At 64.2% G+C, this 13,182-nt stretch carries 11 protein-coding genes; 4 read left to right on the top strand and 7 right to left on the bottom strand.

Annotation, left to right across the window (positions count from 1 at the left end):
- Window positions 1-15 precede the first annotated feature (15 nt).
- Window positions 16-1,548, bottom strand: a complete 1,533-nt coding sequence (locus tag D4754_RS12850; RefSeq protein ID WP_121064186.1) for an acyl-CoA carboxylase subunit beta — start codon at window positions 1,546-1,548, stop codon at window positions 16-18.
- Window positions 1,549-1,781: 233 nt separating this feature from the next.
- Here D4754_RS12850 and D4754_RS12845 point away from each other — a divergent pair, with 233 nt between their 5' ends.
- From D4754_RS12845 to D4754_RS12835, 3 genes are all read left to right on the top strand, one after another.
- Complete coding sequence (locus D4754_RS12845; RefSeq protein WP_121064185.1) at window positions 1,782-3,185, top strand: M10 family metallopeptidase C-terminal domain-containing protein; 1,404 nt, start codon at window positions 1,782-1,784, stop codon at window positions 3,183-3,185.
- Between the two features lie 161 nt (window positions 3,186-3,346).
- Window positions 3,347-4,573, top strand: a complete 1,227-nt coding sequence (locus tag D4754_RS12840) for a multidrug effflux MFS transporter (RefSeq protein WP_121064184.1) — start codon at window positions 3,347-3,349, stop codon at window positions 4,571-4,573.
- A 43-nt stretch (window positions 4,574-4,616) separates the two neighbouring features.
- Complete coding sequence (locus tag D4754_RS12835) at window positions 4,617-6,017, top strand: helix-turn-helix domain-containing protein (RefSeq protein ID WP_121064183.1); 1,401 nt, start codon at window positions 4,617-4,619, stop codon at window positions 6,015-6,017.
- A 34-nt stretch (window positions 6,018-6,051) separates the two neighbouring features.
- Here the strand turns inward: D4754_RS12835 and D4754_RS12830 are convergent, their stop codons facing one another.
- Window positions 6,052-6,294 carry an HP1242/YdcH family protein gene (locus D4754_RS12830; protein ID WP_121064182.1) on the bottom strand — a complete coding sequence of 81 codons (243 nt, stop codon included), beginning with the start codon at window positions 6,292-6,294 and terminating at the stop codon, window positions 6,052-6,054.
- A gap of 205 nt (window positions 6,295-6,499) precedes the next feature.
- Between D4754_RS12830 and D4754_RS12825 the strand changes: the two genes are divergently transcribed.
- A complete protein-coding gene (locus D4754_RS12825) occupies window positions 6,500-7,582 on the top strand; it encodes an Mrp/NBP35 family ATP-binding protein (RefSeq protein ID WP_121064763.1) in 1,083 nt (360 codons plus the stop codon).
- Window positions 7,583-7,659: 77 nt separating this feature from the next.
- On the opposite strand, the gene D4754_RS12820 is transcribed toward D4754_RS12825, so the two are convergent.
- From D4754_RS12820 to D4754_RS12800, 5 genes are all read right to left on the bottom strand, one after another.
- Complete coding sequence (locus D4754_RS12820; RefSeq protein WP_240453872.1) at window positions 7,660-8,181, bottom strand: flavin reductase family protein; 522 nt, start codon at window positions 8,179-8,181, stop codon at window positions 7,660-7,662.
- Window positions 8,182-8,334: 153 nt separating this feature from the next.
- Window positions 8,335-9,021, bottom strand: coding sequence for an adenylate kinase (locus tag D4754_RS12815; RefSeq protein WP_240453871.1), 687 nt, complete (start codon window positions 9,019-9,021; stop codon window positions 8,335-8,337).
- 12 nt (window positions 9,022-9,033) lie between these two features.
- Entirely contained in the window at window positions 9,034-10,986 is a 1,953-nt protein-coding gene (gene acs / locus D4754_RS12810; RefSeq protein ID WP_121064180.1) for an acetate--CoA ligase, read from the bottom strand.
- 303 nt (window positions 10,987-11,289) lie between these two features.
- On the bottom strand, window positions 11,290-11,505 hold the full coding sequence (locus tag D4754_RS12805; protein ID WP_121064178.1) for a biotin/lipoyl-containing protein: 216 nt from the start codon (window positions 11,503-11,505) through the stop codon (window positions 11,290-11,292).
- Between the two features lie 23 nt (window positions 11,506-11,528).
- Window positions 11,529-13,076: an acyl-CoA carboxylase subunit beta gene (locus D4754_RS12800; protein WP_121064756.1), complete on the bottom strand. Its 1,548-nt coding sequence runs from the start codon at window positions 13,074-13,076 to the stop codon at window positions 11,529-11,531.
- Between the last annotated feature and the right edge of the window lie 106 nt (window positions 13,077-13,182).

The following is a 13,182-nucleotide window of genomic DNA, read 5'->3' as shown; positions in this document are numbered from 1 at the left end:
GCCGCACCACTGCGCTTACAGCGGAATGTTGTCGTGCTTCTTCCAGGGGTTCTTCAGCGTCTTGTTTCGAAGCGACGCGAACGCCTTGCTGACACGGCGGCGGGTCGACTGAGGCATGATCACCTCGTCGATGAAGCCGCGTTCGGCCGCGATGAAGGGATTGGCGAAGCGGTCCTCGTAATCCTTCGTGTGGCTCGCGATCTTGTCCGCATCGCCCAGGTCGCCGCGATGGATGATCTCGGTCGCGCCCTTGGCGCCCATCACCGCGATTTCCGCCGTGGGCCAGGCATAGTTGAAATCGCCCCGGATGTGCTTCGAGCTCATCACGTCATAGGCGCCGCCATAGGCCTTGCGGGTGATGACCGTCACTTTCGGCACCGTCGCCTCGCCATAGGCGAAAAGGAGCTTCGCGCCGTGCTTGATGACGCCGCCATATTCCTGGCTTGTCCCCGGCAGGAAGCCCGGCACATCGACGAAGGTCAGGATCGGGATTTCGAAGCAGTCGCAGAACCGCACGAAGCGCGCGGCCTTGCGCGAACTGTCGATGTCGAGGCACCCCGCCAGCACCATCGGCTGGTTCGCCACCACGCCCACGGTCCGACCTTCCAGACGGATGAAGCCGGTGATGATGTTCTTGGCGAAATTCTCCTGAATCTCGTAGAAATCGCCTTCGTCCGCGACCTTGTGGATCAGTTCCTTCATGTCGTAGGGCGTGTTGGCATTGGCCGGAATCAGCGTATCCAGCGATTGCTCCACCCGCGCCGGATCGTCGAAGAACGGACGGACCGGAGGCTTTTCCTGGTTGTTCAGCGGCAGGAAATCGACCAGCCGGCGCACTTCGGCCAGCGCTTCCACGTCATTTTCGAACGCGCCATCGGCGACCGAGGATTTGCGCGTATGGGTCGAAGCGCCGCCAAGCTCTTCGGCCGTCACCTGTTCGTTGGTCACGGTCTTCACGACGTCCGGACCGGTGACGAACATGTACGAGCTGTCCTTCACCATGAAGATGAAGTCCGTCATCGCCGGCGAATAGACGGCCCCGCCCGCGCAGGGCCCCATGATCACAGAGATCTGCGGGACGACGCCCGAGGCCATGATGTTGCGCTGGAACACCTCGGCATAGCCGGCAAGGGAGGCCACGCCTTCCTGGATCCGCGCGCCGCCGGAATCGTTGATGCCGATTACCGGCGCGCCGTTCTGCACCGCCATGTCCATGATCTTGCAGATCTTCTGGGCGTGGGTTTCCGAAAGCGAGCCGCCGAAGACCGTGAAATCCTGGCTGAACACATAGACCTGCCGGCCGTTGATCGTGCCCCAGCCGGTGACGACCCCGTCGCCATAGGGGCGCTGTTCTTCCATCCCGAAATCGGTGCAGCGGTGGGCGACGAAGGTGTCGAATTCCTCGAAGCTGCCTTCATCAAGCAGAAGGTCGATCCGCTCGCGCGCCGTCAGCTTGCCGCGGGCGTGCTGCGCATCGATCCGGCGCTGGCCACCACCCAGACGCGCATCGGCGCGCCGATCTTCCAGTTCGGATAGAATATCCTTCATCTTGCCCGGTCCCTTGCTGCAATTTTGCAAGACCTTAACGCTGCGTGGCAACGAACCAAAGCGGTTTTCCGCAAATTTGCAAATCATTGACAGCTTCAAAAATGTGAAAAGCAAATTAGCAAATTTGGTCGCTGATGACTTGTCAATGACATCGTTACACTTTTCCATGAGAAAGGGTGGCGATGCGGGGGCGAGTCATCAATATAGGCTGAGTCACGACAAGGAAAAACACCGTGCCCAACAAATCCTCCATCATCGCCGAGATGCAGTTCGAAGGCATCCACAGCAAGAACGCGATCAACACGACTGGCGCGCGGGCTTATACGATCACGTACCAGTACGCCACGACGTCCGAACCTTCGAATTTCCCGAGGCCGGGCGAGTACAGCGGCTGGACGCCCTTCTCCGCCTCTGAAAGGACCGCGTTCGAGAAGGCGCTGGCCGAGCTGGAATCGGTGATCAATGTCAATTTTGTCGAGGTCAGGGGCCAGGCCGACCCGGTGCTGGATGTCGGCAAGATCGACCTGACAGGCACGACAACGGGCAAAGGCGGCTACAGCAGTTCTTCGATCGGTGACACCATCGTGTCCTACGAGGCCTTCGCCGTGTTCAAGAACACGCTGAATTTGGCGGATGGCAGCAACACCACGGAAAACCTGTTGCTGCACGAACTTGGCCATGCGCTGGGGCTGAAACACCCAGACAGCCCCCCGGCCCTGCCTGCGGCCCAGGAAAACAACAAGTTCACCGTCATGTCCTACGTCGCCAATCCGGACAACGGGCAGCGTTCGGACGGGCTGCAGCTTTACGATATCCTTGCCCTGCAGGACACGTGGGGCGAGGCCGCGAACAATACCGGCGACACGACGTATGACGGGCCGCGCAACGATACGGTCTACGCGGTCTGGGATACCGGCGGCACCGACACGTTCACCGCAGGCGACCGGCGAAACGACGTTTCGATCGACCTGCGCGAAGGGAAATTCTCCAGCTTCGACAGTACCGACGATGTCGTCATCACCTTCGGCACGAAGATCGAGAACGCAACCGGCGGGAGCGGGAACGACAAGCTCCTTGGCAACGGGCTGGGCAACACGCTGCGCGGCGCCGGCGGCAATGACAAGCTGAAGGGCTTTGGCGGAAACGACCGGCTGTTCGGGGACGGCGGCAATGACAAGTTGCTGGGGTTCAGTCAGCGGGACGTACTGAAAGGCGGAAGCGGCAACGACACGCTGAATGGCGGCGGTGCGAAAGACAAGCTGGTGGGTCAGGCAGGCCGCGACAAGCTGTTGGGTCAGAACGGAAACGACAAGCTGTTCGGTGGCAAGGGCAAGGACCTGCTGAAGGGGGGCGACGGGGCCGATCTGCTGCGCGGGCAGAAGGGCAATGACAAGCTCGTTGGCCAGGGCGGCGCCGACACCATCGTCTTCAAGAAGAACGACGGTCAGGACACGTTCAAGGATTTCCAGAACGGCATCGACGAGATCCGGTTCGTCAACCTCGGCAACGTCAAGAAGATCCTGAACAACAACGCCGAGCAGGTGGGTGACGACGTGATCTTCGATTTCGGCAACCGCGGATCGCTGACCGTCGAGGATACGACGATCCGCGCCGTCAGCGACGATATCGGACTTTAGCGGCAGGTCTTGGCGTCTGAACTTGCCCCAAGAATATTGATGTTTTTCGTAGAAGGCCCTGTGCGGAATCGCACAGGGCCTTGTTTCATTGACCTGCGGCGACTTGCCCGGCCGTGCCGTCAGGATGGACAACGTGCAGGTGTGGCGCTACGCCACCCGACATGTCCCAGCCAAAGCGTTTGCGGTTCCTCGATTCCTCGACACCGCCCCACATCGCAACCCTGATCTTCCTGTCGGCCCTGGCGCCGATCGCGATGAACATCTTCCTGCCCAGCCTGCCGCAGATGACAGCTTATTTCGGCACGGATTATGGCATCATGCAGCTGTCGGTCGCGCTCTACCTGCTGGTGAACGCGATCCTGCAGGCACTGATCGGGCCGGTGTCGGACAAGTACGGGCGCAGGCCGGTGATCCTGTGGGGGATCGTCCTTTTCATTCTGGCCACCATCGGCTGCATCTTCGCCCCCACGGTCGAGGTGTTCCTTGCCTTCCGCATGGCGCAGGCAGTGGCAACGGTGGGCATGGTGCTCAGCCGGGCCGCGGTGCGCGACATGTACCCAGCCGACCAGGCGGCAAGCGTCATAGGCTACGTCACCATGGGCTTCGCCATCGCGCCCATGATCACGCCCGTCATCGGCGGCGCCGTGGGCGAGATGTTCGGCTGGAAGGCCAACTTCCTGCTGCTGATCGGCTTCGGCATCCTGTGCTATTTCCTGACACGCGCCGATTTCGGCGAAACCGCGCGCTCCAGCGGCAAGACGCTGGGCCAGCAGTTCCGCGAATATCCCGAGCTTCTGACCTCGCCCCGCTTCTGGGGCTACTCGCTGGCCACGGCGCTGTCGTCGGGGGCGTTCTTTTCCTATCTCGGCGGCGCGCCCTTTATCGGCGCCACCTATTTCGGCCTGGAGCCGGGCCTTCTGGGCCTGTTCATGGGGGCGCCCGCCATTGGATATATCGTCGGCAATTTCCTGTCGGGCACGTTCTCGATGCGGATCGGGATCAACAACATGATGATCGCCGGCTGCATCGTGACCGGGGTCACGATGATCCTGCTTCTGGCGCTGTTCTCGCTGGGCTTCGACAGCCATTTCGTCTTCTTCGGGCTGATGATCAGCGTGGGCCTTGGCAACGGGATGACGATGCCCAACGGCATGGCCGGGTCGCTGTCTGTCCGGCCGCACCTTGCCGGCACCGCATCCGGCCTGTCGGGCGCGATCATGCTGGGCGGCGGCGCGGCGCTCAGCGCGCTGGCAGGCGCCCTTCTGACGGAGAAAACCGGTCCCTACCCGCTGATCTGGATGATGCTGATCACGGCGGTGCTGGGCTTCTTCTCGGTTCTGGTGGTGATCTTCCGCGAACGGCAATTGGGGCTTTCCTCACCGCAATAGGTTTTGCAAAGTGCGGGCAACATATCCGCAAAGAAGCAAACCCATGACCGTCCAGAAGCTGTACGCCGGCGCCAAGCTGCGCGAGATCCGCACCCGTCTCGGCCTGACCCAGAAGGATTTCGCCGCCAAGCTGGGCGTGTCGCTGCCCTATCTGAACCAGATGGAAAACAACAACCGCCCCGTTTCCACGACGGTGGTGCTGGCGCTGGCGATGGAATTCGGCGTCGACGTGACCGAGCTGTCGACAGGCGATGCCGAACGTCTGGTGTCGGACATGCGCGAGGCGCTCGCCGATCCCGTCTTCGCCGATGGCGCGCCCCCGATGGCGGATCTGAGATTGACGGCGTCGAACGCGCCGGCACTGGCGCGCGCCTTCCTGGAACTGCACCGACGCTACCGGCAGACGCACGAACGGCTGGCTTCACTCGACGAAGCACTGGGCCGCGCGGATGCCAGCGCCCCCGCCAGTCCGTGGGACGAGGTGCGCGATTTCTTTCATTACTGCGACAACTACATCGATGCCGTGGATCGTGCTGCCGAACGGTTCGGCACATCGGTCGCTGCGAACCGCGACATCGCCGATGCAGCCACCGCTACGCTGCGTACCCACAACATCACCGTAACGCTTGCCGACATGCCCGGTCTGCGCCATTTCGACGGCGCGACCGGAGAGCTGACGCTGTCGAACCGCGTGCCCCCCGAAACCCGCCGCTTCCAGCTGCTGCTGCAACTGGCGCTGGTGCAGCAGAACGCGCTGCTGGAGGCGACGCTGGATCTCGCCCGCTTCCAAAGCGACACGGCCCGCGACATCGCCAAGATCGGGCTGGCGAACTACTTCGCCGGCGCCGCGCTGATGCCCTACACGCCGTTCCTTGAGGCCGCCGAGCTATGCCGGCACGATCTGGAATTACTGGGGGGCCGGTTCGGCGCCTCGATCGAACAGGTCGCGCACCGGCTGTCCACGATGCAGCGACCGGGCGCCAAGGGCATTCCGTTCTTCTTCGTCCGGGTCGATCAGGCGGGCACGATCACCAAGCGCCACTCCGCCACACGCCTGCAATTCGCCCGCTTCGGCGGCGCCTGCCCGCTGTGGAACGTGCACCGGGCCTTTGAAACCCCGGGTCATTTCCTGCGCCAGCTGGCCGAAACGCCCGACGGCGTGCGTTACATCAGCCTTGCGCGCGACGTGTCGAAGCCGGGCGGCTCCTACGGCGCGCCGGTCCGGCGCTATGCAATTGCGCTTGGGTGCGAGGTGCGCCATGCGGCGTCGCTTGTCTATGCCGACACGCTGGACACCACGAAGGCCACCGCGTTCGAGCCCATCGGCATCTCGTGCCGGATCTGTGAGCGGAAGAATTGCCACCAGCGGTCGGTCCCGCCGTTGGAGCGGCAGCTGACCATCGACGCAGACACGCGCGGCGTGCTACCCTACGAGGTGGGATAGCGCCCGACCCGTGGGCCCGGCGCCGTTCAGCTTATCAGGCGGCTTTCGCCAGGATCCGCGAGATCTCGTCCTTCAGCGCCGCGCGCTTCTTGCGCAACTCGCCTTCGGCCAGGTCTTCCATCGGTTCGACATTCGTTTCGGCCCGGTGGATCGTGCGGTTCAGCTCGTGATATTCCTCGAACAGTTTCGCGAAATGCGCGTCCGAGGACTTCAGCTTGTGCATCGCCTCGACCTTGTCGGGGAACTCTTCGGCGAGTTCGTGGGGAGTGTGGGTCATTCTGCCCTCCTTTATGGTCAACGCGATCTTGAAGAACACACATGGGGACGACATTGACCCGGATCAAACCCCGTCCCCGGAAAAGAAATTTTCCGCGGTTTCCGGCAGGTTGTGGTTCCTGGTGCACCAGAATGCGCCGCATCGCCTTGTGACCGCGACAGGCGGCGATATACAGGGGGCAGTGATTGCAAAGGACAAAGATCTGATGAGCGCCGACACCCTGCGGGACCGCATTCTGGAAGAGCTGAAACAGGTCACCGACCCGGTGAGCGGCAAGGATCTGATCGCCGCCGACCTGGTGCGCGCACTGACGGTCGATGGCGATACGGTGCGCTTCGTGCTGGAAATCGCGCCCGACGCAGCGAAAAAGATGGAACCCGTGCGGGCGGAAGCCGAAGCGCGTGTTGCCGCCCTGCCCGGCGTCGCGAAAGCGTCGGTCCTGCTGACAGCCCACAGTGCCAAGGCGCCGCCCGACCTGAAGGGCAAGGGCGCCGCGCAGACGCCCAGGCAACCGGCCCCGGCCGGGCCGCAGCGTGTGCCGGGCGTCGGGCGGGTGATCGTCGTGGGCTCGGGGAAAGGCGGTGTGGGCAAGTCGACCGTGTCGGCCAACCTCGCCATCGCGCTGGCCGCCGAAGGGCAGCGCGTGGGGCTGCTCGACGCCGATTTCTACGGGCCGTCACAACCGCGAATGATGGGCGTGTCGCGCAGGCCCGCCAGTGCCGACGGCAAGGTGATCGATCCCTTGCAGGCCCATGGCGTGAAGATGATGTCGATGGGGCTGATGCTGGACGAAGCGCAATCCGTCGTCTGGCGCGGGCCCATGCTGATGAGCGCGGTGCAACAGATGATGATGCAGGTCGCGTGGGGCGATCTGGACGTTCTGGTGATCGACCTGCCGCCCGGCACGGGCGACGTGCAGCTGTCGCTCTGCCAGAAATTCGTGATCGACGGCGCGGTGATCGTGTCCACGCCGCAGGACGTGGCGCTGCTGGACGCGCGCAAGGCCATCGACATGTTCAACCGCCTGAACGTGCCGATCCTTGGCCTGGTCGAAAACATGTCGACCCATATCTGTTCGAATTGCGGGCACGAGGAGCACATCTTCGGCCATGGCGGCGTGAGCCTTGAGGCCGAGAAGATGGGCGTGCCCCTGCTGGGCGCCGTGCCGCTGCATCTGGACATCCGGCTGAGCGGCGATGGCGGCACGCCGGTCGCGGCCACGGGCGGGGAAAGCACGCAGGTGTTCTCGCAGATCGCCCGGGCGCTGGTTGCGATGGCGGACGCTTAGGGAGGGTCGGGCGCGACCCGGATCACACATGATCCGGCGGGTGCGGTCGCCCCGCCAAGCGCCGGGCCGTCACAGGCTCAAATCGGCCCTGCAAACCCGCCATACTGGCCGCGCTTGAAGATCAGGCCCTGGCCGGCACGGTAGGCGGCGTGGGCCACATGTCCGACGATGATCGAATGATCGCCCCCGTCATGCACCGCGTGGCGGTGGCAGTCGAACCGCGCAAGACAGCCCGCCAGATGTGGCACGCCTTCCGGTCCCTTCACCCAGTCCACGCCGTCGAAATCGTCCCCCGTCCTGGCGAAGCGTGCGGCGAGATCCTCCTGGTCCTCGGCCACGACGTGGATCGAGAAATGCTGCGCCTCGACCATCCAGTCATGCCGCTGCGACTTCCGCGCCGGGCACCAGAGAACCAGCGGCGGATCCAGCGACACGGCGGAGAAGGAATTGGCGGTCATCGCCACCGGCGCGCCGTGGTTCAGCGCCGTGACGATTGTCACACCTGTGCCGAAGCAGCCCAGCGCCTCGCGAAAGGCCTTCGTCGTCCCGGGTTTCGGGGTGAATTCCGACAGCTGCCGGGACGGGTCGGGATCTGTCATCGGACGGAATTGCCTTTGCCGGAACGAATACGCGCAACTGCCGCGACACGGCCCGCCACATCGAGACCCCGCCACAGCCCCCATGGCCTGAGCGATCCTGCGCCCGGCGTCAAGGGCGAGAGGCGGGCCACCGACCGGCGGGATCCGCCTGCCTCAGGCGAACGCGTCCTGCACGATGCCGGCCATCCGGTCCGACACGCTGTCGATATCGGCCATCGCATCGACCGTCTTCAGCACACCCTGGTCGGAATAATAGGCGATCAGGGGCGCGGTTTCGGCGTGATAGGCTTCCAGCCGGGTCGCCACGGCATCCGCATTGTCATCGGGTCGGCGCTTGAATTCGGTGCTGCCGCAGACATCGCAGACCCCGGCGGTTTCCGGCTGCTTGAAGCTGTCGTGATAGCCTTCGCCGCATTTCGCGCAAGTGTAGCGGCCGGACACCCGTTCGACCATCGCCGCATCGTCGACCTCGAGGCTGATCGCCGCCGCGATCTCCTGCCCCGATTCCGCCAGAAGCGAATCGAGCGCCCTTGCCTGCCCCGCCGTCCGCGGGAAGCCATCCAGGATCACGCCGGCCGCGCAATCCGGCTGGCTCATCCGGTCGCGCAGGATGGCGATGACAATGTCGTCGGACACCAGCCCGCCGGCTTTCATGACGGCTTCGGCCTGCTTTCCGGCCTCTGTCCCTTCAGCGACCGCTGCGCGCAGCAGGTCGCCGGTGGAAAGCTGCACCAGCCCGAAGCGGTCGGTCAGCTTGCGGGCCTGGGTGCCCTTGCCGGCGCCCGGAGGGCCAAGCAGGATCAGTACGGCTGGTGCGGCCATGGCGTTCGATCCGTCCATGTCTTCCCCTTCTTATGCGTCAGGCCGGTTGGCGATCAGGTCGTCCACCACGGCCGGCTCGGCCAGAGTCGAGGTATCCCCCAACGCGCCGACATCGTTTTCGGCGATCTTGCGCAGGATCCGCCGCATGATCTTGCCCGACCGCGTCTTCGGCAGTCCCGGCGCCCACTGGATCACGTCGGGCGACGCAATCGGCCCGATTTCGTTCCGGACCCAGCCGCGCAGCTCCTTGCGCAGCTCGTCGGAGGGCTCGACCCCGTTCATCAGGGTGACATAGCAATAGATGCCCTGCCCCTTGATGTCGTGCGGGTACCCCACCACCGCGGCCTCGGCAACCTTCACGTGGGCGACAAGGGCGCTTTCGACCTCGGCCGTACCCATCCGGTGGCCCGAGACGTTGATCACGTCATCGACACGCCCGGTGATCCAGTAATCGCCATCGGCATCGCGTTTGCAGCCGTCGCCGGAGAAATAGTAGTTCTTGTAGTCCGAGAAATAGGTCTTCTCGAACCGTTCGTGATCGCCCCAGACGGTGCGCATCTGCCCGGGCCAGCTGGCCTTGATCGCCAGCACGCCTTCGGTGGGGCTTTCGTGGATCTCCTCGCCCGTCTGAGGCTCCAGCACCACGGGTTCCACCCCGAAGAAGGGCCGCATCGCGGCACCGGGCTTGGCCGCATGGGCGCCGGGCAGCGGTGTCATCATGTGGCCGCCGGTTTCCGTCTGCCACCACGTGTCGACGATGGGGCATTTCCCCTTGCCCACGACATCGTTGTACCAGTTCCACGCCTCGGGGTTGATGGGTTCGCCCACCGTGCCCAGCAGCTTCAGCGAAGACAGGTCGCATTTTTCGACGAACTGGTTGCCTTGCCCCATCAGCGCGCGGATCGCGGTCGGCGCGGTGTAGAACTGGTTCACCTTGTGCTTCTCGCACACCTGCCAGAAGCGCGAGGCGTCGGGATAGGTCGGCACGCCTTCGAACATCAGCGTCGTGGCGCCATTGGCCAGCGGGCCATACACGATGTAGCTGTGCCCGGTGACCCAGCCCACATCGGCCGTGCACCAGTAGATGTCGCCATCGTGGTAATCGAAGGTCACCTCGTGCGTCAGCGCGGCATACACAAGATACCCGCCCGACGAATGCACCACGCCCTTGGGCTGACCGGTGGAGCCGGAGGTATACAGGATGAACAGCGGATCTTCCGCGTTCACCTCCGCGGGTTCGGAGTAATCGTCGACCTCCTGGACCATCGCGTTGTAGTCGTAATCGCGGTCGGCAATCCACGTGGTCTGGCCGCCGGTGCGGCGGACCATCAGGCATTTGACACTGTCCTTGGTGTGCAGCAGCGCCGCATCGGTGTTCGACTTCAGCGGCGTGGCCTTGCCACCGCGGGGCGCATAATCGGCCGTGATCACGACCTTCGCGTCACACCCGTTGATCCGCGCCGACAGCGCATCGGGCGAGAAGCCCGCGAAGACCACCGAATGGATCGCGCCCAGCCGCGCGCAGGCCAGCATCGCATAGGCCGCTTCCGGGATCATCGGCATGTAGATGACGACCCGGTCGCCCTTGCCCACGCCCAGCTTGGCCAGCACGTTGGCCATCCGGCAAACGGATGCGTGCAGGTCCTTGTAGGTGATGTGCATGGCCGGGTCGGACGGATCGTCCGGCTCCCAGATGATCGCGGTCTGGTCGCCGCGGGTTTCCAGGTGACGGTCGACGCAGTTGGCGGCGACGTTCAGCACGCCGTCCTCGAACCACTTGATGTCGATATTGCCCGGCGCAAAGCTGACATCCTTCACCTTGGTGAAGGGCTCTATCCAGTCGATCCGCTTGGCATGCTCGGTCCAGAACGCCTCCGGATCCGCGATCGAGGCCTTGTACATCTCGTCGTATTTGGCGGCGTCCACATGAGCGCCGCCCACGAAATCTGCCGACGGCGGATAGCTCGCAACTTCGCTGGTCATCTCAGGCTCCTCCCAATCCCAGTCATCTGCACGCGGCGAAGGATCCTCACCAATTCTTCACCACGCCTTTGCCGCGCATCTTAACGGGCTTGGAAAATTATTAAATAAGGCACGGGAAAGAAACGATTTGTTTGTAAAGACTTTTCGTCACGCCGCAGCATTCTGTAAAGCCGTGGTTTGACACGGCGGAATTGTCTTGGCCCTCAAGCCCATTGCCTGTCAATGCCGTAACGGCAAGATGCGACCCGTCAACACATCGCAGGGCAGATGGCGCCCCGCGCCCATGCTGCGGCAAATGGTACGTCATGTCAGAACCAGCGCCAGATGATCCTCGGGCACCGCGTCGCCTTCGGCAATCGCCAGATCGGAAACCGTGCCGGCAACCGGTGCCTCGTAGGGGACCTCCATCTTCATCACCTCCATGATGAAAAGCACATCGCCCTCGGCCACCGATTGCCCGTTTTCAACGAGGCACTTCCAGATCGTCCCGCCGGTTTCGGTTTCGATATTCACAGCCATGTCTCCGGCTCCGTTTCCTCAGATCAGGGCCGCGGCAGAAAGCGCGGCGGGCCCTTCAGCGTTTCCAGTTTCGGCGCCTGCCGTTTCAGCCACCGGCAGAGCAGCCCCCGCGTTTCCCGCGGGTCGATCAGTTCATGGACGGCAAAGGCCTCGGCCCGTGGGAAGGGGCTTTGCTTGGCGGCCATCGCCTCTTCCAGCTCGCGCCGTTTCGCATCGGGGTCCGCCGCCGCCTCGATCTCGCGCCGGTAGGCAATAGCCACACCGCCTTCCACGGGCAGCGGCCCGGTTTCCGCGGATGGCCAGGCCAGCACGTAGCCGCCCGGCCCGTAATGCGCGGCCTGTGCCACGCCGAAGGACCGGCGGATCATCACGCTGGCCCACGGCACCGACAGCATCGCCGCCGTCAGCACCACGTTGGCGCCATGGCGAATCGTGGCGTCCTTTTCCGCCTGCGAGCCGATCCAGAAGCCCGGTTCGTCGATCAGGCTGATGACCGGCAGATGGAACGTCTCGCACAGCTCCAGGAACCGCCGCGCCTTCTGCGCGCCATCGGCAGTCATCGACCCCGCCAGGAACCGCCCGTCATTGGCCCAGATCCCCACCGGCCGTCCGCCCAGCCGGGCAAGCCCCGTGATCTGCGACCGCCCGTATCCCCGGCCCATCTCGAAGAACGATCCCGTGTCGACAACCGGCCCGATGACCTTGCGCATGTCGAACGCCCGGCGCCGGTCGCGCGGAACGATATCCACCAGCGAATCCTCGGCCCTGTCCTCGGGGTCATCGCACGCCATCACCGGCGGCAGCTCCCAGACATTGCCGGGCAGGTAGCTCAGGAAGGTGCGGATCTCGGCCAGGCTGGCCGCCTCGTCCTCGGCTGCGTTGTCGACCGTGCCGTTCTTCGCATGGACCTGTGCGCCGCCCAGTTCGTCCTTCGTCAGGTCTTCGCCCATGGCGCGCTTCACCACCACCGGCCCCGCCACAAGAATCTGTGCCGTGCTCTTCGACATGACCGAGAAATGCGAAGACACCAGCCGCGCCGCGGGCAACCCCGCCACCGCGCCCAGCGCGGCCGAGGCCACGGGGACCGTCGCCAGCGTCTCCGCCACCGTCCGGAATCGCGGCGCATCGAACACGGGCGAAGGCGGCGTCGGACGCTTTGGCGTGCCGACCGAGCCGCCCGACCCTTCGTGCAGGCGGACCAGCGGGATTCGGTACTCCAGCGCAAGTTTCTCGGCGTAAACGCTCTTCCTGAGCCCCGCCAATGTGGGCGACCCGCCCCGCAGCGTGAAATCCTCCCCGCCGACGACAACGGGCCGGCCGTCAATCTCTCCGAAACCCAGCACGAAATTCGCGGGATCGAAGGACAGAAGCTCCCCGTTCTCGCCGGTTTCGGCATCGCCCGCCGTGCGCCCGACCTCGTCGAACGACCCGGGATCCAGCACCGCGTCGATGCGTTCCCGCACCGTCAGGCGCCCGGCATTATGTTGTTTCTCAACGCCTTCCGGCCCGCCCTGCGCGGTGGCGGCGGCCCGTCGGGCGGCGATCCTGTCGGCTTCGTCTCTCCAGCTCATGGCGCGCATCAAGGCGCTGTCGGCGCCCCGTGTCAACTCTGGCTGTCATCCGTCAGCCGCACCGCGAATGCTGCGCTGCCGCATTTTTCAAGGTCCCCAGTCATCC

Origin of the sequence: Chachezhania antarctica (genome assembly GCF_003646465.1) — a bacterium.
Classification (GTDB): Bacteria; Pseudomonadota; Alphaproteobacteria; order Rhodobacterales; family Rhodobacteraceae; genus Chachezhania; species Chachezhania antarctica.
This window is presented reverse-complemented; position numbering and strand designations above follow the sequence as displayed.

Excerpts from the sequence above, each read along its gene's own strand:
- D4754_RS12820 (WP_240453872.1), bottom strand. The coding sequence starts at position 8,181 with ATGACAGATCCCGACCCGTCCCGGCAGCTGTCGGAATTCACCCCGAAA.
- D4754_RS12815 (WP_240453871.1), bottom strand. The coding sequence starts at position 9,021 with ATGGACGGATCGAACGCCATGGCCGCACCAGCCGTACTGATCCTGCTT.
- D4754_RS12825 (WP_121064763.1), top strand. The coding sequence starts at position 6,500 with ATGAGCGCCGACACCCTGCGGGACCGCATTCTGGAAGAGCTGAAACAG.
- D4754_RS12850 (WP_121064186.1), bottom strand. The coding sequence starts at position 1,548 with ATGAAGGATATTCTATCCGAACTGGAAGATCGGCGCGCCGATGCGCGT.
- D4754_RS12800 (WP_121064756.1), bottom strand. The coding sequence starts at position 13,076 with ATGAGCTGGAGAGACGAAGCCGACAGGATCGCCGCCCGACGGGCCGCC.
- D4754_RS12805 (WP_121064178.1), bottom strand. The coding sequence starts at position 11,505 with ATGGCTGTGAATATCGAAACCGAAACCGGCGGGACGATCTGGAAGTGC.
- D4754_RS12835 (WP_121064183.1), top strand. The coding sequence starts at position 4,617 with ATGACCGTCCAGAAGCTGTACGCCGGCGCCAAGCTGCGCGAGATCCGC.
- D4754_RS12830 (WP_121064182.1), bottom strand. The coding sequence starts at position 6,294 with ATGACCCACACTCCCCACGAACTCGCCGAAGAGTTCCCCGACAAGGTC.
- acs (WP_121064180.1), bottom strand. The coding sequence starts at position 10,986 with ATGACCAGCGAAGTTGCGAGCTATCCGCCGTCGGCAGATTTCGTGGGC.
- D4754_RS12840 (WP_121064184.1), top strand. The coding sequence starts at position 3,347 with ATGTCCCAGCCAAAGCGTTTGCGGTTCCTCGATTCCTCGACACCGCCC.